Here is a 24,128-nt window from a genome sequence, read left to right on the forward strand (position 1 = left end):
ACAGGCAACCTTGCGGACGATAGGGCTCGGGCCATGAGGCCCGAGAAATCGTGCGGTACTTTACCGGAGAAACGAGGGTTACGCGGTTTCTATTGTAGGAAAACTCTTCACCAACTCATCCAGCGCTTTCAACTGGGCCAGGAAAGGCTCCAGTTTGTCCAGACGCAAGGCACAAGGTCCGTCGCATTTGGCGTTGTCTGGATCCGGGTGTGCTTCCAGAAACAGACCTGCAAGGCTCTGGCTGATGCCAGCCTTGGCCAGATCAGTGACTTGAGCACGACGACCACCGGCCGAATCGGCGCGACCACCGGGCATTTGCAGCGCGTGGGTCACGTCGAAAAACACCGGGTATTCGAACTGTTTCATGATGCCGAAGCCCAGCATGTCGACTACAAGGTTGTTGTAGCCAAAGCTGGAACCACGCTCGCAGAGAATCAACTGATCATTGCCGGCTTCTTCGCATTTGCTCAGGATATGTTTCATTTCCTGAGGTGCGAGGAATTGGGCTTTCTTGATGTTGATCACAGCACCGGTCTTGGCCATCGCCACGACCAGATCAGTCTGGCGCGACAGGAAAGCCGGCAACTGGATGATGTCGCAAACTTCCGCGACCACGGCTGCTTGCGCAGGCTCATGGACGTCGGTGATCACCGGCACGCCAAAGGCGGCCTTGATGTCCTGGAAAATCCGCATGCCTTCTTCGAGGCCGGGGCCACGGTACGAGCTGACAGATGAGCGGTTGGCCTTGTCAAAACTTGCCTTGAATACATAAGGGATACCAAGCTTTTCGGTAACCCGCACGTACTCTTCACACACCTGCATGGCCATATCACGGCTTTCCAGCACGTTCATGCCACCGAACAAGACCATTGGCTTGTCGTTGGCAATTTCGATATTGCCTACACGGATAATCTTTTGCGCCATGCTGTTTATGCCTTCTTCTCGTGCTGCGCCAGTGCTGCTTTGACGAAACCTGTGAACAGTGGATGGCCATCACGTGGCGTTGAAGTGAACTCCGGGTGGAACTGGCAAGCGACGAACCAAGGATGATCCGGTGCTTCAACCACTTCGACCAACGCGCCGTCGCCGGAGCGACCCGTCACTTTCAGGCCCGCTTCCATCAGTTGAGGCAGCAGGTTGTTGTTCACTTCATAGCGGTGACGGTGACGTTCGACGATCACGTCTTTGGCATAGCAATCGTGCACCTTGGAACCGGCTGCCAGCTGGCAATCCTGCGCACCCAGACGCATGGTGCCGCCCAGATCCGAGGTTTCGGTACGGGTTTCGACTGCACCGGTGGCGTCTTCCCACTCGGTGATCAGGCCCACAACAGGGTGGCCGCTGCTGCGATCGAACTCGGTAGAGTTGGCGTCTTTCCAGCCCAGTACGTTACGTGCGAACTCGATAACCGCCACCTGCATGCCCAGGCAGATACCCAGGTATGGCACCTTGTTTTCACGTGCATATTGAACAGCAGTGATCTTGCCTTCGACGCCGCGCAGACCGAAGCCGCCCGGAACCAGAATGGCATCACAGCCTTCAAGCAATTCGGTGCCTTTGTTTTCGATGTCTTCGGAGTCGATATAACGCAGGTTGACCTTGGTACGGTTGGAAATACCGGCGTGGCTCATCGCTTCAATCAGCGACTTGTACGCGTCCAGCAGCTCCATGTACTTGCCCACCATCGCGATGGTGACTTCGTGCTCCGGGTTGAGCTTGGCGTCGACCACTTTGTCCCATTCGGACAGGTCAGCGCTGTTGCATTCCAGACCGAAACGCTCAACGACGAAATCATCCAGACCCTGAGCGTGCAACATGCCCGGGATCTTGTAGATGGTGTCGGCGTCTTCCAGCGAAATAACGGCGCGCTCTTCTACGTTGGTGAACAGCGCAATCTTGCGACGCGAGGACACATCAACGTGGTGATCGGAACGGCAGATCAGAACATCTGGCTGCAGGCCGATGGAACGCAGCTCTTTAACCGAGTGCTGTGTAGGTTTGGTTTTCGTTTCGCCAGCGGTGGCGATGTACGGAACCAGAGTCAGGTGCATCAGCATGGCGCGTTTGGCGCCCACTTCGATGCGTAACTGACGGATTGCTTCGAGGAACGGTTGCGACTCAATGTCACCCACAGTGCCGCCAATCTCAACCATCGCTACGTCGGCATCGCCGGCGCCCTTGATGATCCGACGTTTGATTTCGTCGGTGATGTGCGGAATTACCTGAATGGTTGCACCCAGGTAATCACCACGGCGCTCCTTGCGCAGAACGTGTTCGTAAACACGGCCCGTGGTGAAGTTGTTGTTCTGGGTCATCGTCGTGCGGATAAACCGCTCGTAGTGACCCAAGTCCAGGTCGGTTTCTGCGCCGTCGTGTGTGACGAACACTTCACCGTGCTGGAACGGGCTCATGGTGCCCGGATCAACGTTGATGTAGGGGTCCAGCTTCAGCATGGTGACCTTAAGTCCCCGCGCCTCCAGGATGGCTGCCAATGAAGCCGAGGCAATGCCTTTCCCCAATGAAGAAACAACACCGCCCGTGACGAAGATGTAGCGCGTCATGAAAAACCCTAGAAGTCTGCGTTAAAGCGGTCAGAGCCGCCGGGGAAAGCGAAGGAAGGCCGAAGCCCCCAATCACCAGCATTAGTCACAGTGCACCTTTTGAAAAACTGCTGCGTTGGAACAGACCGATGACAACCACCGGTTCGATACAAGCCACACATTTTTTTAAAATCGCCCAGCAAAGACTGCTTGGTAATCGGCAACATCTGTAATTCTGGTGAATCTACAGAAGTTGTATCAAGAAGGGAGCGTAGTCTACCGGAAAGCCCCTTTCAGCTCAAACCTTGATCGCTGGAAGTTGGCAGCCACTGTAATTTCCAGCGCCCACAGGGGCTGGAGTCCAGTCCGGGCACGTTTGCCACCGCCAATAACTGCTCATTTGCATACACAAGCGGCAATCTGCCACGGGCAAACAGCGGCACACCGCGCTCGTTCAACAGACGTTTGAGGTCGCGACGCCCCCTCTGTGCCAACACCATCACTTCGCCACCTTGACGATAGCTCACTTGCAGAGGGCCATCCGGAATATCACCGTGCAGGCTTAAGAGGCCGTTGCCCGGCAAGACCAGCGAATGCCCTGGCTGCATCCACAACAGAGGAGCAGAAGGCGGCGTTAGCCAATCACCTGACAGCCACCAGATTCGCCCGCTCGCTCGATGCATTTCGCCACCCTCCAGGCACCATATCGGCTGCGCATCTTCGCGGGCATCGCGCAGAGCTTCCCAACCTGACCAATGCTCAGTATCGGGCATGCGACTGAATGCGTTGAGCCAATGACGCAAGGCGTTGCGCTGACGGGCAGGCGACAAACGGGCAAGCGGCGCCAATTCAAGTGACGGCAGACCGAGCCACTCAAACGCTGTCGGCGTAGCGGCGGTGTGTAAATCCTGCTCAGCCAACTCTCCCAGCAAACATTGAGCCTCAGCACAGTGATCGGCATTGCGTGCCAGTGTGGCGGTGGCTTGAGGCCAGCGACGCTCGATAACCGGAAGCACTTCATGGCGCAAATAATTGCGGGAAAAGTTTGTCTGGCAGTTGGAGGGGTCTTCAATCCATGTCAGGCGGTTGTCATGGGCGTAAGCTTCCAGTTCGGCTCGGGACACGTCCAGCAAAGGCCGACCCAGTGAACCTTGACCCAAGCGGCGTTGGCGCGGCATACCCGCCAAACCGCTCACACCGGCGCCTCGCAACAGACGAAAGAGCACGGTTTCAGCCTGATCGTCACGGTGCTGCCCAGTCAGCATCACCTCATCGGCGTGAGTGCAGCCGACAAACGCCTGATAGCGAGCATCCCGCGCCGCCCGCTCCAGGCTTGCGCCAGGTTGCACCTGCACGCGAATGACCTGCAATGGAACTCTCAACTCATCACACAGCGCCTGACAATGGGCCGGCCACGCATCAGCTGCCGCTTGAAGACCATGATGCACATGGACAGCGGAGATCGGGGGCAGTGAATGGGTTTGACGGAGCTGAATGAGTAGATGCAGCAGGACGGTCGAGTCAAGACCGCCGGAGAGAGCGACGTGCCAGGCTTTGGCGTTGCGCCAGGGTTTCAAGGCTTGAAGGAGCTGGATTGAGAGGTTGGGCATCACACAATCCCGTGGGAAAAGACCATCAAGATCAAAAGCCCCTCACCCTAGCCCTCTCCCGTAGGGAGAGGGAACTGATTGCGCGCGACTTCAAGAACACCTCCAATCAGCACCCTCTCCCTTTGGGAAAGCAACTGACTGTACGCAGCCTCAGGAACACCTCCAATCAGCTCCCTCTCCCTTTGGGAGAGGGTTGGGGTGAGGGTCAGCCGTTAATCAGAGACCGTAGCTCATCAAACGATCATAACGACGCTTGAGCAACGTTTCGTGATCCAGCTTTTTCAGCATATCCAGCTGAGAAATCAAATCAGCGCGAATAGTGGCAGACGCCGCCGCAGGGTCACGGTGTGCGCCGCCCAAAGGCTCGCCAATCACCTTGTCCACGATACCCAGACCTTTCAGACGATCAGCGGTAATGCCCATGGCCTCAGCAGCGTCCGGCGCCTTCTCGGCTGTTTTCCACAGAATCGAGGCACAACCCTCAGGGGAAATAACCGCGTAGGTCGAGTACTGCAACATGTTCAACTGATCGCAAACACCGATCGCCAACGCACCGCCCGAACCACCTTCACCAATAACCGTGGCGATAATCGGTGTTTTCAGACGCGACATGACACGCAGGTTCCAGGCAATCGCTTCGCTCTGGTTGCGCTCTTCGGCGTCAATCCCAGGGTAGGCACCTGGCGTATCGATAAAGGTCAGGATCGGCATTTTGAAGCGCTCGGCCATTTCCATCAGCCGGCAGGCCTTGCGATAACCTTCCGGTCGCGGCATGCCGAAGTTACGGCGAACCTTTTCGCGTACTTCACGGCCCTTCTGGTGACCAATCACCATCACTGGCTGATCGTCCAGACGGGCAATACCACCCACAATCGCCGCATCGTCAGAGAAGTGACGGTCGCCGTGCAACTCATCGAATTCGGTGAAGATGTGGTCGATGTAGTCAAGCGTGTAAGGACGACGCGGGTGACGGGCCAGACGGGCAATCTGCCAGCTGGTCAGTTTGCCGAAAATATCTTCAGTCAGCGTTTTGCTTTTGTCTTGCAGACGAGAGATTTCATCGCTGATGTTCAGCGAATTATCGTTACCAACCAAGCGCAACTCTTCGATTTTGGCTTGCAGGTCAGCAATCGGCTGTTCGAAATCAAGAAAATTCGGGTTCATAAGCATCCGTCTTGGGTCGGCGGCAAAGCATGCCAGAAGGTCAAAAACCCAGCATTTGCTGGTGTCTATAGCCTCACTGGGGCAGCCGGTTGATCTGTATCGCGCCTACCTTAAGGGACAGGCGCTCTCAGGTCGAGATTAAAAATTCAGGTCAAGGTCAGGACGCGGCTATCGCCCCTGACCATCAACGGTATTGGAGGAAGACGTTGTCTCGCCCAAACTGGTCACGCAAGGCTTGAATCAAGCTATCCGCCGGATCAATTCGCCAGGTCTCGCCAAACTGCAACATGGCCTTGGCGCCCTCCCCGGTGTACTCCATGGTAATCGGGCATGCGCCGCGATGTTTCTTGAACAATTCGCCCAACCAGCGCAACTGATCGCCCTTGAGCGCCGCTTGCGCCACTTTCAATCGCAAACTTTCGGCCAGATTGGTACGCGCATCTTCCATGCTCATCACGCGCTTGACTCGCAAACGCAAGCCGCCCGAGAAATCGTCATTGCTGACTTCGCCCTCGACCACCACCATCGCATCCGTCTGCAACAGGGATTGAGCGGAATGAAATGCCTCAGCAAACAGCGAGGCCTCGATCCGGCCCGAGCGGTCATCGAGGGTGATAAAGCCCATCTTGTCGCCCTTTTTATTTTTCATCACTCGCAAGGCGATAATCATGCCAGCCACGGTCTGAGTATCGCGGGCTGGCTTCAAGTCGATAATCCGCTGGCGGGCGAAACGACGAATTTCACCCTCGTACTCGTCGATCGGGTGCCCAGTCAGATACAGGCCCAGGGTGTCCTTCTCCCCTTTGAGACGCTCCTTTAGCGTCAGTTCCTTCGCCTTGCGATGATTGGCATAAACATCGGCGTCTTCCTCGACGAACAGCCCGCCAAACAGGTCGGCGTGCCCACTGTCGTGGGTGCGGGCCGTTTGTTCAGCGGCCTTGATGGCCTCTTCCATTGCCGCCAGTAACACTGCACGGTTCTGGTCAATGCTGGCTTGCCACGCTTTGGGCTCATCATGAAAAAACGGTCCAAGACGGTCCAACGCACCACTGCGGATAAGACCGTCAAGGGTACGTTTATTGATCCGTTTAAGGTCAACCCGAGCACAGAAATCGAACAAGTCCGTGAACGGGCCATTCTGACGCGCCTCAGTAATTGCCTCGACCGGACCTTCACCGACACCCTTGATCGCGCCGAGGCCGTAAATAATCCGACCTTCTTCGTTCACCGTGAACTTGAACTCCGAAGCATTCACATCCGGCGCGTCCAGACGCAGCTTCATGGTGCGAATTTCTTCGATCAAGGTCACGACCTTGTCGGTGTTGTGCATATCCGCCGACAGGACCGCGGCCATGAACGGCGCCGGGTAATGGGTTTTCAGCCAGGCGGTCTGGTAGGACACCAGGCCGTAGGCTGCGGAGTGGGATTTGTTGAAGCCATAACCGGCAAATTTCTCTACCAGGTCGAAAATGTTACCGGCCAGATCGGCATCGATATTGTTGTTGGCGCAGCCTTCAATAAAGCCGCCACGCTGCTTGGCCATTTCTTCGGGCTTTTTCTTACCCATCGCCCGACGCAGCATGTCCGCGCCGCCCAGCGTGTAACCCGCCATGACCTGGGCAATCTGCATCACCTGTTCTTGATACAGAATGATGCCGTACGTCGGCGTCAATACGGGTTTCAAACCTTCATATTGATAATCGGAGTGCGGGTAAGCCAACTCGGCACGGCCGTGCTTACGGTTGATAAAGTCATCCACCATGCCGGACTGCAAAGGGCCCGGACGAAACAGGGCCACCAGTGCGATCAAGTCTTCCAGGCAGTCGGGCTTGAGCTTTTTGATCAGCTCTTTCATGCCGCGCGACTCTAGCTGGAACACCGCGGTGGTTTCCGCTTTTTGCAGCAACTGATAGGTCGGCTTGTCGTCCAACGGGATAAAGGCGATATCCAGCGGCGGCTCATCGACTTTTGCGCGATCACGGTTGATGGTTTTCAGTGCCCAGTCGATCACAGTCAAGGTTCTCAGACCAAGGAAGTCGAACTTCACTAGACCCGCAGACTCAACGTCATCCTTGTCGAACTGGGTGACCAGCCCGCCCCCCTCTTCATCGCAATAAATCGGCGAAAAGTCGGTGAGTTTGGTGGGCGCGATCACCACACCACCGGCGTGCTTACCGACGTTACGTACAACGCCTTCAAGCTTTCGAGCCATTTCCCAGATTTCAGCCGCTTCCTCATCAACTTTGATGAAATCGCGCAAAATTTCTTCTTGCTCGTAGGCTTTTTCCAGGGTCATGCCCACTTCAAACGGGATCATCTTTGACAGACGATCCGCCAAGCCATAAGACTTGCCCTGAACCCGTGCCACGTCTCGAATAACCGCTTTCGCCGCCATCGAACCGAAGGTAATGATCTGGCTTACAGCATTGCGGCCGTACTTGTCAGCCACGTATTCAATCACCCGATCGCGACCATCCATGCAGAAGTCGACGTCGAAGTCGGGCATCGATACCCGTTCCGGGTTAAGAAAACGTTCGAACAGCAGATCGTATTCCAGCGGGTCCAGGTCAGTAATCTTCTGCACATAGGCCACCAGCGAGCCGGCACCCGACCCACGGCCCGGGCCTACTGGCACACCGTTGCTTTTAGCCCACTGGATAAAGTCCATTACGATCAGGAAGTAACCGGGGAATCCCATCTGAATAATGATATCCAGCTCAAAATTCAGACGATCGACATACACCTGACGCTTGGCGTCATAGTCTTCCGTGGTGTCTTTGGGCAGCAGAACGCTCAAGCGATCTTCAAGCCCCTCAAATGACACCTTGCGGAAATATTCGTCAATGGTCATGCCATCGGGAATCGGGAAGTTGGGCAAAAAGTGAGTACCCAGCTTCACGTCGATATTGCAGCGCTTGGCGATCTCAACCGAGTTTGCCAGCGCTTCAGGCAAGTCACTGAACAGCTCAGCCATTTCATCGGCGCTTTTCAGGTACTGCTGATCGCTGTAGTTTTTGGAGCGGCGCGGGTCATCAAGGGCCCGGCCTTCACCAATGCATACGCGAGTTTCATGAGCTTCAAAATCCTGCTGGCGCAGGAACCGTACATCGTTGGTGGCCACCAGTGGAACGCCGAGTTTGTCCGCCAGCGCCACGGCACTGTGCAAGTGCTCTTCATCATTGGGGCGCTTGGTACGCTGCACTTCGAGGTAAAAACGATCCGGAAAGACTGACATCCACTCACGGGTCAGAATTTCGGCCTCTTGTGTATTGCCACTGATCAGCGCGACGCCAATTTCACCCTCTTTGGCGGCTGACAGCATGATCAAACCTTCCGCCGCTTCAGCGACCCACTCTCGCTCGATGATCACCTGACCATTGCGCTGGCCTTCGATGTAACCCCGGGAGATAAGCTCAGTGAGGTTGCGATAGCCCAAAGGGTTCATCGCCAACAGGCTGATACGGCTTAGCGGGTTTTCAGGGTCTTTGTTCGACAGCCACAGATCCGCACCACTGATCGGTTTGATCCCGCCACCCATGGCGGCTTTATAGAACTTGACCAGGGAACACATATTGTTCTGGTCAGTCACCGCCACAGCAGGCATGTTCATGCCAGCCAGGGTTTTGATCAGCGGCTTGATCCGCACCAGGCCATCGACCAGTGAGTATTCGGTGTGCAGGCGCAGGTGAACGAATGAAGCCGGCATGGTGATCCTGTCTATAAGCTTTGAAAAACAACAAGGCCCGGATTGTACCGGGCCTTGGCAAAAACATCAGCCTCGCGGCTAAACCTTGGCGAACCCTTCGCGGGCTTCGTAGGCACGACGCACCGGACCAAACGAGCGTCGGTGGATCGGTGTCGGCCCCAGACGCTCCAACGCCTCAAGGTGCACGGAGGTCGGATACCCTTTGTGGCCACCGATCCCGTAACCCGGATATTGCAACTCAAATGCAGCCATTTCCCGGTCGCGACTGACCTTGGCCAGAATCGAAGCCGCTGCAATCGCTGGCACTTTACTGTCGCCCTTGACCACCGCCTCAGCCGGCATCCCCAGAACTGGGCAGCGATTACCGTCGATCATGGCCAGATTAGGGGTAATGCTAAGCCCTTCAACTGCTCGCTGCATGGCCAACATCGTAGCGTGCAGGATATTGAGCTGGTCAATTTCCTCAACCTCCGCACGGGCGATATGCCAACTCAGCGCCTTCTCACAGATTTCGTCAAACAGCTTTTCACGGCGTGCTTGTGTGAGCTTTTTGGAGTCATTGAGACCAAGAATAGGACGATTTGGGTCGAGAATGACCGCTGCTGTGACTACCGCACCGCATAGCGGACCACGGCCAACTTCATCAACACCGGCCACGAGCTCTTCGACCAGATTGAAATCCAATCCGATTTGCATAGACACTTTACTCATTAACGTTTTGCTATCAGGTCCAGTACCGCACGGGCGGCCTGATTGGAAGCGTCGAGACGCAAGGTTCGATGAATCTCATCAAAGCTGCGGGTTTGCTCTTCACCGCCATCCAATAATGGCAACAACGCGTCAGCCAATGCTTGTGGCGTGGCATCGTCCTGCAAAAGCTCAGGAACCAGCATCCGTTGAGCCAACAGGTTGGGCAGCGAGACGTAAGGGCTTTTGACCAGGCGCTTGAGAATCCAGAAAGTCAGACGAGCCAGGCGATAAGCCACCACCATAGGTCGTTTGTACAGAAGCGCTTCGAGTGTCGCAGTACCTGAGGCAATCAGCACCGCATCGCAGGCCGCCAGAGCCAGATGCGAACGCCCGTCCAGCAGTGTCAGCGGCAGATCACGCCCCACCACCATCTGCTCAATCTGCGCACGTCGCGCAGCATTGGCACAAGGCAACACAAAGCGAACATCTGGACGAGATTGGCGAATAATCTGCGCAGCATCGAGAAACAGCCCACCAAGCTTACCGACTTCTCCACCACGACTGCCGGGCATCAAAGCGACCAGCGGTCCATCAGATAAGCCCAGTTCGGCACGGGCGGAGACCTTGTCGGCCTCAAGTGGGATCGTATCGGCGAGTGTGTGCCCGACAAAACGCACCGGCACACCCTTCTCTTCGTAGAATTTAGCTTCGAACGGCAAAAGGGTGAGCATCAAATCGCAGCCTTCGCGAATCTTCAGCACCCGTTTTTGACGCCAAGCCCAGACGGACGGGCTGACGTAATGCACGGTCTTGATCCCCGCACGACGTAATTGAAGCTCAATATTAAGTGTGAAGTCCGGAGCATCAATACCGATGAATACATCAGGCTTTTCAGCGATCAGGGTCCGCACCAGATCCTTGCGTCGCTTGAGCAGTTCTCGCAAGCGACCCAGCACTTCAACAAGACCCATTACCGACAGGCGTTCCATAGGGAAGTAAGAGGTCATACCCTCGGCTTCCATCAATGGCCCACCCACACCGATAAATTCGATGTCCGAATGCTGCGCCTTGAGCGCTCGCATCAATCCCGAACCCAAAATGTCGCCCGAGGCTTCGCCCGCCACCAGTGCTATACGCAATTTGGCCATCACTAGCGTGTGATGCCACGGGTGGAGGAGCGGATGGACTCTACAAAAATAGCCACTTCCGGGAACAGAGCCGCGGGCTCAGCCAATTCGACTAACGCCTGCTCAACGGTCAGACCCTGACGGTAAACCACTTTATAGGCGCGACGCAGTGCATGAATGGCCTCATCGCTGAAACCACGGCGACGCATGCCTTCGAAGTTCATGCTGCGCGCTTTCGCCGGACTGCCAAACACCGTCACAAACGCAGGTACATCTTTGCCGATCGCCGTACCCATACCCGAAAAGCTGTGGGCACCGATATGGCAGAACTGATGAACCAGGGTGAAGCCTGACAGTATTGCCCAGTCGCCCATATGCACATGGCCCGCCAGCGCGGCGTTATTGACCAGAATGCAGTGGTTGCCGATCACACTGTCATGGCCGATATGGGCATAGGCCATGACCAGGTTGTGATCACCTAACGTCGTTTCGGCGCGATCCTGGATCGTACCGCGGTGGATGGTGACCCCTTCGCGAATAACGTTGTGGTCACCGATGACCAAGCGAGTTTCTTCACCTTTGTATTTGAGATCAGGCGTGTCCTCGCCTACCGAAGAAAACTGGTAGATGCGATTGTGCTTACCGATCCTGGTTGAGCCCTTGATGATCACATGCGGCCCAATCACAGTCCCCTCGCCGATTTCCACACCGGCACCGATGATCGACCAAGGGCCGACCTCGACGTCGTCGGCCAGTACGGCCGTCGGATCGATGATTGCGCGAGGGTCAATCAAACTCATAGTTTGCGTTCCGCACAGATAATTTCGGCCGAACAGACAGGCTTGCCATCAACCGTAGCCTGACATTCGAATTTCCAGATAGAACGCTTGCTGCTCAGGAACTTGGCTTCCAGGATCAATTGATCGCCAGGCAATACAGGCTGACGGAAACGCAGTTTGTCAGAGCCAACGAAATAATAGAGTGTGCCGTCAGACGGCTTCAGATCCATCATCTTGAAACCCAGAATGCCAGCAGCCTGAGCCATTGCTTCAATGATCAGAACACCCGGCATGATTGGATGTGCCGGAAAATGACCGTTGAAAAAAGGTTCGTTGATGCTGACATTCTTGTAGGCACGAATGCGCTTGTTCTCGACATCCAGATCCACCACTCGGTCCACCAGCAGGAACGGGTAACGGTGGGGCAGATATTCGCGAATCTCGTTGATGTCCATCATTTCGTGGGGAAGCCTGTAATAAAGATTGGGCGCGCGCAACTAAGGCGCGCTCCTCTAGCAAATCAAGGAGGCAAACCAGTGGCTATGCACTCTTGATATGGAAAATGTACTAGCCCTCTGAAGAAGCTTTGCTGTTCGGGGTCACTTCCCCAACGCGCTTCTCCAGATGTTTAAGCCGGCGGGCAATATCGTCAAGCTGACGAATCCGTGCAGCGCTCTTGCGCCACTCGGCTGCTGGCTGCATGGCTGTGCCTGAAGAATAAGCGCCCGGCTCGGTTATCGAGTGAGTCACCATCGTCATGCCGGTCAAAAATACGTTGTCGCAGATTTCAATGTGTCCGACCAAACCGACACCACCAGCCAACATGCAATGTTTGCCAATTTTAGTACTACCGGAAATCCCGACACAGGCGGCCATCGCCGTATGGTCACCGATATGCACGTTGTGCGCGATCTGTATCTGGTTATCGAGTTTGACGCCATTGCCTATGACCGTATCGGCCAAAGCCCCTCGATCGATTGCCGTATTAACGCCAATCTCGACATCATCACCGACGGTTACACCACCGATCTGGGCGATTTTTTGCCAGACACCTTTCTCATTGGCAAAGCCAAAGCCTTCACCACCGAGCACAGCACCCGACTGAATGACTACTCGCTGGCCGATGCGCACATCGTGATACAACGTCACACGAGGAGCCAGCCAGCCGTTTTCACCAATCTCACAGCGCGCACCGATAAAGCAATGAGCACCGACCGTGACCCCGGCCGCTATGCGCGCGCCGCTTTCGATCACCGCAAAAGCACCAATACTTGCGCCAAGGTCAACCAACGCATCCGCAGCAATGACCGCTGTCGGATGAACACCGGCAGACGCTTTCGGCTTGGGATCAAACAGGTGTGAAATTCGGGCATAAGCCAGATAAGGATCCGGCACCACCAGCGCATCACCGGCATAGTCTTCAGCGTCTGCAGCCTTGAGCAATACGGCTCCGGCATGGCAGTCGACCAAAAACTTTCGGTACTGAGGGTTGGCCAGAAAGCTCAACTGACCTGGGCCAGCCTCTTGCAAAGTGGCTAGCCCAGTGATTTCTTTCTCCGCGGAGCCACGCAACGTGGCACCGAGGAACTCGGCCATTTGGCCGAGCTTTATAGTCGCAGTCATAATTACTTCAGCTGATTCATGCGCTCGATAACCTGGCGAGTGATGTCGTACTGAGGTTTGACATCAATCACAGCACCACGCTCGAACACCAGGTCAAAGGCACCTTTCTTGATCACTTCTTCAACAGCGCTGTCCAGTTTTGGCTTGAGCTGTTTCAGCATTTCACGGTCAGCAACGGCCTTGGCTTCGTTCAGCTCCTTGGACTGGAACTGGAAGTCACGGGCCTTTTGCTTGAATTCAAGCTCCAGACGCTCGCGCTCGCCTTGAGCCATTTTATCGCCGCCTTTTACCAGACGGTCCTGAATACCTTTGGCGCTGCTTTCCAGACTTTTCAGCTTGGTCAGCTGCGGGCCGAACTTCTTCTCGGCATCGACGGCATAACGCTTGGCTGCGTCTGATTCGAGCAACGCCATCTGATAGTTCAGGACGGCAATTTTCATGTCGGCGAATGCCGGACCAGCCACTAAAAGCGAAGCCAGGAGAACCAATTGAGTCAACTTACGCACGATGCACTCCTAAAAAATCCGTTATCTGTCGCTAAGGTCAGGCTTTTAGAAAGTCTGGCCGAGGGAAAACTGGAACACTTGGGTTTCTGCATCATTAGGCTTCTTGATCGGCATGGCCAAGCTGAAGCTCAGCGGACCAAGCGCCGTCACCCACGTCACACCAAGACCCACCGAGCTGGCCATGTTACTGAAGCTGATGTCGCAGTCCTGAGTGTCGCCTTTGCAGTTAGTGTCGAACACGTTACCCACATCCCAGAATACCGAGGTACGCAGGGAGCGCTGATCTTTCACGAACGGCATCGGGAACAGGACTTCAACACCACCCTGGATCAGCACGTTACCACCAAATGGTAGCGGATCTTGATCCGGGTCAGCGATGGTGCCAGGATTTTTACCCGAGCTAGGCGTACTGCGAGGCCCCAAAGTGCTGTCCTTGAAACCACGTACCGAGTTGAAACCGCCGGCGTAGTAGTTCTCGTAGAACGGCAGACCTGAGGTCGAACCGTAACCGTCGCCATAACCCAATTCAGTGTGCAGACGCATGGTGTATGTGTCGCTCAGCGGCTGGAACAACTGTGCGCGGTAATCAAGTTTGTAGAACTGCAAGTCGCTGCCCGGGATAGTGCTTTCAAGCACCAGGCTCTGCGACGTGCCGCGGGTTGGCAGTACGCCCTTGTTCAGGGTGGACTCAGACCAGCCTACTGACGCCTTGAAGTTGAGGTACTTGTCGCCCTCACGGTTTACGAAGTCAAAAATCTCGTCAACGGTGTACTGACCGGTGCTGATCTCATCCTGCTGCACGCTCAAGCCGTAAGTCAGACGCGAGGTGTCACTGATCGGATAACCCATCGTGATACCGGCACCCAAGCTGTCAACCGAGTAGTTGGCAACGTCAACATCAAGCTCTTTGTAGTCAGTGGTACGGTAGAACACGTTGTAGCCTAGGCTCACACCATCTGCAGTCCAGTACGGGTCAACGTAGCTGAAGTTGTAACGGCTTTGGTATTCACTGCGCGTCAGGCCAAGGCTGACCTTGTTACCCGTGCCCAGGAAGTTGTTCTGGGTAATGGAGCCACCCAGAATCAAACCGGCGCTCTGTGCAAAACCAACGCTGGCGGTGATCGAACCCGACGCTTGTTCTTCTACGGAGTAGTTCACGTCAACCTGGTCATCAGTACCTGGCACTGCCGGCGTTTCAACGTTCACTTCCTTGAAGAAGCCCAGACGCTCAAGGCGCACCTTGGACTGGTCAATCAGGTAAGTAGAAGCCCAACCACCTTCCATCTGGCGCATTTCACGGCGCAGCACTTCGTCTTCCGACTTGGTGTTGCCGCGGTAGTTGATGCGGTTAACGTAAGCACGCTTGCCCGGATCGACTACAAAAGTAATGGCGACAGTGTGATTCTCAGGATCGGGTTGCGGCACGGCGTTAACGTTAGCGAACGTGTAGCCCTCGTTACCCAGACGACGCGTAATCAGTTCGGATGTGGTCGTCATCAGCTTGCGCGAGAAGACCTGACCCGGCTGTACCAGCAGCAGCGATTTGATCTGATCTTCAGGAACCTTGAGGTCACCGCTCAGCTTCACTTCGCCGACATTGTATTTTTCGCCTTCGTTCACATTGACCGTGATGTAGACGTTTTTCTTGTCAGGGGTGATCGATACCTGTGTCGAAGCAATATCCATATTGATATAGCCGCGATCAAGGTAGTAAGAGCGCAGACGCTCAAGGTCACCCGACAGTTTTTCACGAGCATATTTGTCGTCGTTCTTGAAGAACGACAACCAGTTCGTGGTTTTCAGTTCGAAAAGGTCAACCAGATCGTCTTCAGGGAAGACCGTATTACCCACCACGTTAATGTGCTGGATAGAGGCAACCGTGCCTTCGTTGATATTGACCTTCAAGGCAACGCGGTTACGAGGCTCAGGCACCACTTCGGTGTCTACCGTAGCCGAGTAACGACCTTGAGCAACGTATTGACGTTGCAGCTCGTTACGTACGCCTTCAAGGGTTGCACGCTGGAAGATTTCACCTTCGGCCAGGCCCGACTGTTTCAGACCTTTCATAAGGTCATCAGTGGAAATGGCCTTGTTACCGTCAATCGTAATGCTGGAGACGGAAGGACGCTCGACAACCGTAATGACAAGCACATTGCCATCACGACCCAGTTGGATATCCTGAAAGAACCCGGTTTTGAACAACGCACGAGTGGATTCCACCAAACGGCGGTCATCCGCTACTTCACCCACGTTCAGCGGTAACGCACCAAACACGCTGCCGGCGGAAACCCGCTGCAGCCCGTTGACACGGATATCAGAGACAGTGAAGGACTCGGCGTGAACTTCGGTGATCATCAGTACGGCAAGAACCGCAGTTAGCAGCAGACGTTTCATGAAGTCCTTTCTTATTTCCAACTGGCAATAAACAAACTGCCGCAAAATGCGGCAGATTCGCAATTCAGCGAAGTGTTTACAGACGGCCCAAATCGTTGACCAGAGCAAGAAGCATCACCCCAATCACCAAACTGATGCCGATCTGCATCCCCCAACCCTGCACCCGATCCGACAAGGGGCGACCACGCGCCCACTCGATCAGATAAAACAACAAATGCCCCCCATCCAGTACCGGGATGGGCAACAAGTTCAGAACCCCGAGGCTAATACTCAGATAAGCCAGGAAATTCAGGAAATCCGCGACACCCGACTGGGCAGAAGCGCCCGCCACTTTAGCAATGGTTATCGGTCCACTCAAGTTTTTTACCGAGAGCTCGCCGAACAACATTTTCTTCAGTGAATCGAGCGTCAATACGCTCATGGTCCAAGTCCGTTTTAGTCCCTCGCCGATCGCGGCAACCGGACCATAACTGACCTCCCGAATCATTGCTGGCGGCCAATCGATGCCTTTCACGCCAGCGCCCAGATAACCCGCAGCGTCCTTACCCTCGCCGCGAGAGGCGAGCGTGACAGGTACATCGACAGGAACACCATCACGTTCAACACGCACAACAATGCGGGCATCCGGACGCTCACGCACCCAGTCCACGATTTGCTGCCAGTCCTTGACGGGCTGATCGTTCACGGCCAAGAGCTTGTCACCGGGTTTAAGGCCCGCAGCTTGCGCCGGGCCTTTCGGGTCGAGCTCAGCCAGCACGGCCGGCAATTCAGGGCGCCATGGACGAATACCCAGCGATTTGATGGGGTCTGGCTCGGCAGCCCCTTTAAGCCAGTCGTGAAGCGCCAACTGATGGACAGATTCGACCTCGGAGTCGGGGCCACGCACAGCGACTTTTATGGCACCGCTTTCACCGAGACGACGCACCAGTTGCAGGTTCACATTCGACCAGCCTGCGGTCGGCTCGCCATCAATGGAAACGATCTCCTGACCCGCCACCAAACCCGCCTGGGCAGCCAGACTGCCGCTTTCGACGGCACCAATGACAGGGCGCACTTGCTGGCTGCCCATCATGGCCAATATCCAAAAGAACACGATAGCCAGCAGAAAGTTGGCCACAGGCCCGGCCGCGACAATGGCAATACGCTGACCGACGGTTTTACGGTTGAACGATTGATCGCGCTGCTCGAAAGGCACTTCGCCTTCGCGCTCGTCAAGCATTTTGACGTAGCCACCCAATGGAATGGCGGCGATTACGAACTCAGTGCCCTGGCGATCATGCCAACGGACCAAAGGCGTGCCGAAGCCCACAGAAAAACGCAGAACCTTGACGCCACACCGGCGCGCCACCCAAAAGTGGCCGAATTCATGAAAAGTGACCAGCACCCCTAAGGCCACCAGGGTGCCAACAATCATATAGAGCGCACTCATCTACTTTTCTCCGCATTCACGTCCGGTTTCGGCAAGCACCACCTTTTAGCCGTTACGGCTCAACCACTGTTCTGCCCGCAGCCTTGCTTTGGTATCAGCGCTAAATACCGCATCCAGCTCGTCCACGGCAACCACAGGCTCACTGCTCAGAACATCTTCAATCAACCTGGCAATCTGCGGATAACGAATTTTTCCCTTGAGAAAAGCCGCTACCGCCACCTCATTCGCCGCATTCAGCATGGCCGGCGCGCTGTTACCTGCCTCTGCGGCTTCACGAGCCAAACGCAGACAAGGAAAACGCTGCTCATCAGGGCGCTGGAAATCCAGACGCGCCACTGCAAACAAATCCAGCGGCGCCACTCCCGAATCAATTCTCAGCGGCCACGCCAGTGCATTGGCAATGGGTGTGCGCATATCGGGATTACCGAGCTGCGCCAGTACCGAACCATCCACATAATCGACCAACGAATGAATCACGCTTTGCGGATGAATGACCACTTCGACCTGACTCGGCCTGGCATCAAATAACCAGCAAGCCTCAATCAACTCAAGACCTTTGTTCATCATACTGGCGGAGTCTACGGAGATTTTGCGCCCCATCGACCAATTTGGATGAGCACAGGCCTGATCTGGCGTCACATTTTCAAGCGCTGCCAACGGTGTTTCTCGAAAAGGCCCACCGGACGCCGTCAGCAGAATACGGCGCACTCCGACAGCCCCCAAGCCTCGCGCATAATCTTGCGGCAAGCACTGGAAAATAGCGTTGTGCTCACTGTCGATCGGCAGCAGCACCGATCCACTGCGACGCACAGCCTGCATAAACAGGGCGCCCGTCATCACCAGCGCTTCTTTATTGGCCAACAGAATTTTTTTGCCCGCATTGACTGCTGCCAATGTCGGACGCAAACCCGCAGCGCCAACGATGGCAGCCATAACAGCATCGACCTCTGGCGCAGAGGCGGCCTGGCACAAGCCCTCCTCCCCCACCAACACTTCAGTATCAAGCCCGGCTTTACGCAAATCGGCCTGCAATAGGCTTGCAGCTCGATCATCCGGCACCACTGCCACCTGCGGCTTGTGTTTCACACACAATTCCAGCAGTTCAGCGAGCCGGCTATAACCGCTCAAGGCAAACACCTGATAAAGGTCAGGATGACGCGCAATCACGTCCAGGGTGCTCAGACCAATCGAGCCTGTAGCCCCCAAAACCGTAATTTTTTGCACATGACTCATGACGCAGCCATCCACAAAAGCACAGCAAATACCGGAATAGCCGCTGTCAGGCTGTCGATACGATCAAGAACACCACCATGGCCCGGCAGTAAATTACTGCTGTCTTTGATACCGGACTGACGCTTGAACATGCTTTCAGTGAGGTCACCCACCACCGAAATCAAGACAATCAGGGCAGCGCCCGCCAAAGCCGCGAACATCTGAGTCGCACTCCAGCCACGCACCACACCCACCACCGCAGTGATCAGCAAGCTCAATAACAGGCCACCGAATACGCCCTCCCAGCTTTTACCCGGGCTGACCTTGGGGGCGAGTTTGCGTTTGCCAAATTTGCGTCCTGAAAAGTAAGCGCCGATATCAGCCCCCCAAACCAGAACCATCACGGCCATGATCAACCAATTGCCCAGCGGCATGGCCTTGATAAGCACCAAGCCCTGCCAGGCAGGCAGCAGAATCAACAAACCGATCAGTAGTTTGGTTGCCGTTGTTGACCAGTGCACTGCGGATTGCGGAAAGGTCAGCACCAAATACGTCGCCACTGCCCACCACAAAACCGCCGCGCCCAATACCCAAGGCGCCACATCAGGAAAAATGTGCAGCCCGAACAAGAGCACAGCGACAACGGCTGCAAATGCGACGCGCGCAGCCTGAGCGTTAAAACCTGCCAGACGTGCCCACTCCCATGCACCCAGCGTCACGACCAGGCCGATAAACAGCGCAAAGCCGGAACCCTCAAGCAGGAAAAAACCGCACAAGGCGATGGGCAGCAGAATAAGCGCTGTAATGATTCGTTGTTTAAGCATTAAACCCGGGCTCCAGCCTCAACCTGCTCGCTTGTTTTACCGAAGCGACGCTGGCGAGAAGCGAAATCAGCCAATGCATGACGCATGGCCTCGTGTTTGAAGTCCGGCCAGAACAGGTCGGAAAAATACAACTCGGAGTAAGCCAGCTGCCACAGCAAGAAGTTGCTGATGCGATGCTCGCCCCCCGTGCGAATGCACAGGTCCGGCAAAGGCAGATCACCGGTAACAAGACAGGTTTGCAGCAGTCCTGGCGTGATGTCCTCAGGCTGCAAATGACCTGCTTGAACCTCACGCGCAAGACGTTGCGCGGCCTGTGCGATATCCCACTGACCGCCGTAGTTGGCGGCAATCTGCAGGACAAATCGCCCGGCACCCGCCGTAATCTGCTCGGCCTCACGCATCGCAACCTGTAACTCAGGGTGGAAACGTGAGCGATCGCCGATGATCCGCAGGCTGATATTGTTTTCGTTGAGGCGCTTGGCCTCTCGACGCAGCGCCCTGAAGAACAAATCCATCAAAGCGCTGACTTCAGCTGCCGGGCGCTGCCAGTTTTCACTGGAAAACGCGAACAAAGTAAGCACTTCGACCTTGGCCTCAGCACATACTTCAATCACTGCTCGAACAGCATCCACACCCGCTTTATGCCCGGCTACGCCTGGCATAAAGCGTTTTTTCGCCCAGCGATTATTGCCATCCATGATGATCGCGACGTGGCGCGGCACCGATGATGGTTCAGCCTGCTTGGTCTTTTCCATAAAACGCCCAGGCCCTTATACGGCCATCAGGTCCGCTTCTTTCTGCTTGGTAGCTGCATCGATATCGGCTTCAGCCTTATCCGTCAGCTTTTGAATATCCGCCGCTGCACGACGCTCTTCGTCTTCGCTGATCGCCTTGTCTTTAACCAGCTTTTTAAGCTCGCCTAACGCATCGCGACGAATGTTACGCACAGCAACACGTGCGTCTTCGGCGGCGCTACGCGCCTGCTTGGTGAAGCCCTTACGGGTTTCTTCAGTCAGCGCCGGCATGGAAATCAACAACAACTCGCCGAGGTTAGTCGGGTTGAGGTTCAGACCTGCGCTCTGAATGGCCTTGTCGACCGCCGCCAGCATGTTGCGCTCGAACGCTACAACTTGCAGAGTGCGCGAATCTTTAACGGTCACGTTGGCAACACTGCTCAATGGCGTATCAGCACCGTAGTACGGCACCATCACGCTACCCAGAATGCTTGGGTGAGCCTTGCCAGTACGGATTTGGCCGAATGCATGGTGCAGGGAGTCCAGCGACTTCTGCATGCGCGCTTGAGCGTCTTTCTTGATTTCGTTGATCATTGTTGACCTTCCTCGATCAGAGTGCCTTCAGCGCCGCCATGGACAATATTAAGCAAGGCGCCGGGCTTGTTCATATTAAATACACGTAGTGGCATTTTATGGTCACGGCACAGGCAGATTGCCGTCAGATCCATTACACCCAGCTTGCGATCCAGCACTTCATCGTAGGTCAGATGATCGAACTTCTCGGCATGCGGGTCTTTGAATGGGTCAGCGGTATACACGCCGTCAACCTTGGTTGCCTTAAGCACCACATCAGCGTCAATTTCAATGGCACGCAAGCAAGCGGCCGAATCCGTTGTAAAGAACGGATTACCTGTACCGGCTGCAAAAATCACCACATCTTTTGCGTTCAAATGGCGCATCGCTTTGCGACGGTCATAGTGATCCGTCACGCCAACCATCGAAATGGCCGACATTACGATGGCGGAGATATTCGCACGTTCCAGCGCATCGCGCATCGCCAGGGCATTCATTACGGTTGCCAGCATGCCCATGTGATCGCCTGTTACGCGATCCATACCGGCAGCACTCAGTGCAGCACCACGGAACAAGTTGCCACCACCAATCACCAATCCGACCTGAACGCCAATGCCGACCAACTGGCCAACTTCCAGCGCCATGCGGTCGAGCACCTTGGGATCGATCCCGAACTCTTCAGAGCCCATCAGGGCTTCGCCGCTTAGCTTGAGTAGAATGCGTTTATAGCGAGCTTGATAACCACTGCCCTGCTGAGCCATTGCGAATCTCTCCTGCCGCGTTTTATAAAAAATCTGTGCGAGGCCATGTGCGGCCTGCGCTTACTCTAGCTTGGCGCTGCACAGCAGCACCATCGGAACACGACTTTGACGGTCGGTTCCGCCAGGACAGGCAAAAGCCTCTCCCATTTGAAAAGAGGCTGCGCGCGTGAGCGGGCAGCCTCTTCGGGTCGACAGTTTAAAACCGTCTTATTGCTTGGCTGCAGCCAGCTGAGCAGCAACTTCTTCAGCGAAGTTATCAACTGGTTTCTCGATGCCTTCGCCTACTTTGAAGTAAGTGAAGGAAACGATTTCAGCACCGGCTTTTTTGGCCAGATCGCCGACTTTGATTTCCGGGTTCTTGACGAACGCTTGCTCAACCAGGCTGGCTTCAGCCAGGAACTTGCTGATACGACCGGCAACCATTTTCTCAACGATTTCTGCTGGTTTGCCTTTGATCTTGTCTTCGTTGAGGCTCATGAACACAGCTTTTTCGCGTTCGATGGCATCAGCGGAAACTTGCGATGGCAGCAGGAATTCCGGGTTGCTTGCAGCAACGTGCATAGCGATGTCGCGAGCCAGCTCAGCGTTGCCGCCTTTAAGAGCAACCACAACACCGATTTTGTTGCCGTGCAGGTAAGCATCAACAACGTCGCCTTCAACACGCACCAGGCGGCGAATGTTGACGTTCTCGCCCACTTTACCGACCAGTGTTTCACGTGCAGATTCTTGAGCGGCGATCAGCGGAGCTGCGTCGGTCATTTTGTCAGCAAATGCTTTTTCTACGCTGGCAGCAACGAATTGCTTGAAGTCGTCTTGCAGAGCCAGGAAGTCAGTTTGCGAGTTGACTTCAAGGATAACGGCCGACTTGTTGTCGTCCGCAACTTTAACTGCGATAGCGCCTTCAGCAGCAACGTTGCCTGCTTTTTTGGCAGCCTTGATGGCGCCCGAAGCACGCATGTCATCAATGGCTTTTTCGATGTCGCCGCCAGCCTTGGTCAAGGCTTTCTTGCAGTCCATCATGCCTTCGCCGGTACGCTCACGCAGTTCTTTAACCAACGCTGCAGTAATCTCTGCCATTTCAAAATTCCTCTTGGATAGGTTTTCAACCATTCCACCCGATCGAACGGGCGTTCAATTCGTTTGAAGCGCACCTCGATACAACTTTGCCAGGCGCCATCTGATACAGATACGACGAGCATAGTTACAACAAATGGATTTCGAGGTGGCAAAAAGGGGGCCAAGCCCCCTTTTTGCGTACTGAGTAAACGCTAGGCGTTAATGACTCAGCCTTCAACTACCGCTGCAGCTGGAGCTTCTTCGACGAAAGTGTCGGTGCCGCCAGCAACGTGGTTACGACCACGGATAACAGCATCAGCCATCGCACCCATGTACAGCTGGATAGCGCGGATTGCGTCATCGTTGCCTGGGATGATGTAGTCAACGCCTTCCGGGCTGCTGTTGGTATCGACAACGCCGATAACCGGGATACCCAACTTGTTAGCTTCGGTGATCGCGATACGCTCGTGGTCAACGTCGATAACGAACAGTGCGTCTGGCAGACCGCCCATGTCCTTGATACCACCCAGGCTACGATCCAGCTTTTCCAGGTCGCGAGTGCGCATCAGCGCCTCTTTCTTGGTCAGCTTGGCGAACGTACCGTCTTCGGCTTGAATTTCAAGGTCACGCAGACGCTTGATGGAAGCACGGATGGTTTTGAAGTTGGTGAGCATGCCGCCCAACCAGCGGTGATCGACGTACGGCGAGCCGCAACGTGCTGCTTCTTCAGCAACGATCTTGCCAGCGGAACGCTTGGTGCCGACGAACAGAATCTTGTTTTTGCCCTGGGCCAGACGCTCTACGAAAGTCAGAGCTTCGTTGAACATTGGCAGGGTTTTTTCAAGGTTGATGATGTGAATCTTGTTACGCGCGCCAAAGATGTATTTACCCATCTTCGGGTTCCAGTAACGGGTTTGGTGACCGAAGTGCACACCGGCCTTCAGCATATCGCGCATGTTGACTTGGGACATGGTAGTTCCTTAGTAAGTCGGGTTAGGCCTCCACGTATCCCAACGACCAACCAGCAGCTTCGAGCTGAAGGCACCCAGGTCATCGTGTCGATACGTGTGTGGGTTTGTGCTCTGCGGGCTATACCCGCAAAGCGGCGCATTTTATACCACAAGACAGGCAAAAAACGAAGCGTGTATTTGGATTTTATTGCCAAGCCCTTGCCCGGTAAGGTTTTAAGCTTCTCACGAGCTTTGGAATACCCTAAGTTTTTCGCTTGTCGCTTGTCGCTTGTCGCCTAATGCTACTGCCGCCACAGAAACAGTGAAACCAACACTGAGGCCCCTCACAGGAGGCTGAGCGCAGGTGCTGTTATGGGGGTGGCGAGGCAGGACGCCGAGCCAGCCGCGATCGGGCCAAGGATGGCCCGTCGCGGCGTGCCCCCATAACAG

20 protein-coding genes are annotated in these 24,128 nt (G+C 55.2%); all 20 read right to left on the bottom strand.

Going from position 1 to position 24,128, the window contains the following annotated elements; translation table 11 throughout:
• Positions 1 to 78: 78 nt before the first annotated feature.
• Positions 79 to 924, bottom strand: a complete 846-nt coding sequence (gene kdsA / locus GHN86_RS08985) for a 3-deoxy-8-phosphooctulonate synthase (RefSeq protein ID WP_122781857.1) — start codon at positions 922 to 924, stop codon at positions 79 to 81.
• A 5-nt stretch (positions 925 to 929) separates the two neighbouring features.
• Positions 930 to 2,561 carry a CTP synthase gene (locus tag GHN86_RS08990; protein WP_153378333.1) on the bottom strand — a complete coding sequence of 544 codons (1,632 nt, stop codon included), beginning with the start codon at positions 2,559 to 2,561 and terminating at the stop codon, positions 930 to 932.
• Between the two features lie 272 nt (positions 2,562 to 2,833).
• Positions 2,834 to 4,150: a tRNA lysidine(34) synthetase TilS gene (gene tilS, locus GHN86_RS08995; RefSeq protein ID WP_153386455.1), complete on the bottom strand. Its 1,317-nt coding sequence runs from the start codon at positions 4,148 to 4,150 to the stop codon at positions 2,834 to 2,836.
• Between the two features lie 216 nt (positions 4,151 to 4,366).
• On the bottom strand, positions 4,367 to 5,314 hold the full coding sequence (locus GHN86_RS09000) for an acetyl-CoA carboxylase carboxyltransferase subunit alpha (protein ID WP_153378331.1): 948 nt from the start codon (positions 5,312 to 5,314) through the stop codon (positions 4,367 to 4,369).
• 184 nt (positions 5,315 to 5,498) lie between these two features.
• Complete coding sequence (gene dnaE, locus GHN86_RS09005; RefSeq protein ID WP_153378330.1) at positions 5,499 to 9,020, bottom strand: DNA polymerase III subunit alpha; 3,522 nt, start codon at positions 9,018 to 9,020, stop codon at positions 5,499 to 5,501.
• A gap of 78 nt (positions 9,021 to 9,098) precedes the next feature.
• A complete protein-coding gene (rnhB, locus tag GHN86_RS09010; protein ID WP_153378329.1) occupies positions 9,099 to 9,716 on the bottom strand; it encodes a ribonuclease HII in 618 nt (205 codons plus the stop codon).
• A 14-nt stretch (positions 9,717 to 9,730) separates the two neighbouring features.
• On the bottom strand, positions 9,731 to 10,858 hold the full coding sequence (gene lpxB, locus GHN86_RS09015; protein ID WP_153378328.1) for a lipid-A-disaccharide synthase: 1,128 nt from the start codon (positions 10,856 to 10,858) through the stop codon (positions 9,731 to 9,733).
• A 2-nt stretch (positions 10,859 to 10,860) separates the two neighbouring features.
• The gene (lpxA, locus tag GHN86_RS09020; RefSeq protein WP_153378327.1) at positions 10,861 to 11,637 is read right to left on the bottom strand and encodes an acyl-ACP--UDP-N-acetylglucosamine O-acyltransferase; all 777 of its coding nucleotides are present in this window, start codon (positions 11,635 to 11,637) and stop codon (positions 10,861 to 10,863) included.
• Complete coding sequence (fabZ, locus tag GHN86_RS09025; protein WP_122782414.1) at positions 11,634 to 12,074, bottom strand: 3-hydroxyacyl-ACP dehydratase FabZ; 441 nt, start codon at positions 12,072 to 12,074, stop codon at positions 11,634 to 11,636. Before fabZ ends, lpxA begins: the two co-directional genes overlap by 4 nt.
• 109 nt (positions 12,075 to 12,183) lie before the next feature.
• The gene (gene lpxD, locus GHN86_RS09030; protein WP_153378326.1) at positions 12,184 to 13,239 is read right to left on the bottom strand and encodes a UDP-3-O-(3-hydroxymyristoyl)glucosamine N-acyltransferase; all 1,056 of its coding nucleotides are present in this window, start codon (positions 13,237 to 13,239) and stop codon (positions 12,184 to 12,186) included.
• Positions 13,240 to 13,241: 2 nt separating this feature from the next.
• Entirely contained in the window at positions 13,242 to 13,745 is a 504-nt protein-coding gene (locus GHN86_RS09035) for an OmpH family outer membrane protein (RefSeq protein ID WP_122782416.1), read from the bottom strand.
• A gap of 45 nt (positions 13,746 to 13,790) precedes the next feature.
• Positions 13,791 to 16,139, bottom strand: coding sequence for an outer membrane protein assembly factor BamA (gene bamA / locus GHN86_RS09040; RefSeq protein ID WP_153378325.1), 2,349 nt, complete (start codon positions 16,137 to 16,139; stop codon positions 13,791 to 13,793).
• A 76-nt stretch (positions 16,140 to 16,215) separates the two neighbouring features.
• On the bottom strand, positions 16,216 to 17,568 hold the full coding sequence (rseP, locus tag GHN86_RS09045) for a sigma E protease regulator RseP (RefSeq protein WP_153378324.1): 1,353 nt from the start codon (positions 17,566 to 17,568) through the stop codon (positions 16,216 to 16,218).
• A gap of 45 nt (positions 17,569 to 17,613) precedes the next feature.
• Entirely contained in the window at positions 17,614 to 18,801 is a 1,188-nt protein-coding gene (ispC, locus tag GHN86_RS09050; protein ID WP_153378323.1) for a 1-deoxy-D-xylulose-5-phosphate reductoisomerase, read from the bottom strand.
• A complete protein-coding gene (locus GHN86_RS09055) occupies positions 18,798 to 19,604 on the bottom strand; it encodes a phosphatidate cytidylyltransferase (RefSeq protein WP_153378322.1) in 807 nt (268 codons plus the stop codon). The genes ispC and GHN86_RS09055 overlap by 4 nt, the downstream gene beginning before the upstream one ends.
• Complete coding sequence (gene uppS / locus GHN86_RS09060) at positions 19,604 to 20,359, bottom strand: polyprenyl diphosphate synthase (RefSeq protein WP_153378321.1); 756 nt, start codon at positions 20,357 to 20,359, stop codon at positions 19,604 to 19,606. The genes GHN86_RS09055 and uppS overlap by 1 nt, the downstream gene beginning before the upstream one ends.
• A 15-nt stretch (positions 20,360 to 20,374) precedes the next feature.
• Positions 20,375 to 20,932 (bottom strand): ribosome recycling factor, encoded by a 558-nt coding sequence (gene frr, locus GHN86_RS09065; protein WP_122782422.1) that lies wholly within the window; start codon positions 20,930 to 20,932, stop codon positions 20,375 to 20,377.
• A complete protein-coding gene (pyrH, locus tag GHN86_RS09070) occupies positions 20,929 to 21,672 on the bottom strand; it encodes a UMP kinase (RefSeq protein ID WP_003440426.1) in 744 nt (247 codons plus the stop codon). Before pyrH ends, frr begins: the two co-directional genes overlap by 4 nt.
• A gap of 207 nt (positions 21,673 to 21,879) precedes the next feature.
• Complete coding sequence (tsf, locus tag GHN86_RS09075) at positions 21,880 to 22,749, bottom strand: translation elongation factor Ts (RefSeq protein ID WP_122782423.1); 870 nt, start codon at positions 22,747 to 22,749, stop codon at positions 21,880 to 21,882.
• 206 nt (positions 22,750 to 22,955) lie between these two features.
• The gene (gene rpsB / locus GHN86_RS09080; protein WP_122782424.1) at positions 22,956 to 23,699 is read right to left on the bottom strand and encodes a 30S ribosomal protein S2; all 744 of its coding nucleotides are present in this window, start codon (positions 23,697 to 23,699) and stop codon (positions 22,956 to 22,958) included.
• Positions 23,700 to 24,128: the final 429 nt, after the last annotated feature.

It is taken from the genome of Pseudomonas helleri (assembly GCF_009600315.1).
In the GTDB taxonomy this organism is placed as follows: domain Bacteria; phylum Pseudomonadota; class Gammaproteobacteria; order Pseudomonadales; family Pseudomonadaceae; genus Aquipseudomonas; species Aquipseudomonas helleri_A.

Bases quoted from the DNA above. Each gene is read 5' to 3' on its own strand.
- lpxB (WP_153378328.1), bottom strand. From the start codon at position 10,858: ATGGCCAAATTGCGTATAGCACTGGTGGCGGGCGAAGCCTCGGGCGAC.
- rseP (WP_153378324.1), bottom strand. From the start codon at position 17,568: ATGAGTGCGCTCTATATGATTGTTGGCACCCTGGTGGCCTTAGGGGTG.
- rnhB (WP_153378329.1), bottom strand. From the start codon at position 9,716: ATGCAAATCGGATTGGATTTCAATCTGGTCGAAGAGCTCGTGGCCGGT.
- lpxD (WP_153378326.1), bottom strand. From the start codon at position 13,239: ATGACTGCGACTATAAAGCTCGGCCAAATGGCCGAGTTCCTCGGTGCC.
- fabZ (WP_122782414.1), bottom strand. From the start codon at position 12,074: ATGATGGACATCAACGAGATTCGCGAATATCTGCCCCACCGTTACCCG.
- uppS (WP_153378321.1), bottom strand. From the start codon at position 20,359: ATGGAAAAGACCAAGCAGGCTGAACCATCATCGGTGCCGCGCCACGTC.
- frr (WP_122782422.1), bottom strand. From the start codon at position 20,932: ATGATCAACGAAATCAAGAAAGACGCTCAAGCGCGCATGCAGAAGTCG.
- GHN86_RS09055 (WP_153378322.1), bottom strand. From the start codon at position 19,604: ATGCTTAAACAACGAATCATTACAGCGCTTATTCTGCTGCCCATCGCC.
- tilS (WP_153386455.1), bottom strand. From the start codon at position 4,150: ATGCCCAACCTCTCAATCCAGCTCCTTCAAGCCTTGAAACCCTGGCGC.
- GHN86_RS08990 (WP_153378333.1), bottom strand. From the start codon at position 2,561: ATGACGCGCTACATCTTCGTCACGGGCGGTGTTGTTTCTTCATTGGGG.
- lpxA (WP_153378327.1), bottom strand. From the start codon at position 11,637: ATGAGTTTGATTGACCCTCGCGCAATCATCGATCCGACGGCCGTACTG.
- rpsB (WP_122782424.1), bottom strand. From the start codon at position 23,699: ATGTCCCAAGTCAACATGCGCGATATGCTGAAGGCCGGTGTGCACTTC.
- ispC (WP_153378323.1), bottom strand. From the start codon at position 18,801: ATGAGTCATGTGCAAAAAATTACGGTTTTGGGGGCTACAGGCTCGATT.
- GHN86_RS09000 (WP_153378331.1), bottom strand. From the start codon at position 5,314: ATGAACCCGAATTTTCTTGATTTCGAACAGCCGATTGCTGACCTGCAA.
- dnaE (WP_153378330.1), bottom strand. From the start codon at position 9,020: ATGCCGGCTTCATTCGTTCACCTGCGCCTGCACACCGAATACTCACTG.
- tsf (WP_122782423.1), bottom strand. From the start codon at position 22,749: ATGGCAGAGATTACTGCAGCGTTGGTTAAAGAACTGCGTGAGCGTACC.
- kdsA (WP_122781857.1), bottom strand. From the start codon at position 924: ATGGCGCAAAAGATTATCCGTGTAGGCAATATCGAAATTGCCAACGAC.
- pyrH (WP_003440426.1), bottom strand. From the start codon at position 21,672: ATGGCTCAGCAGGGCAGTGGTTATCAAGCTCGCTATAAACGCATTCTA.
- bamA (WP_153378325.1), bottom strand. From the start codon at position 16,139: ATGAAACGTCTGCTGCTAACTGCGGTTCTTGCCGTACTGATGATCACC.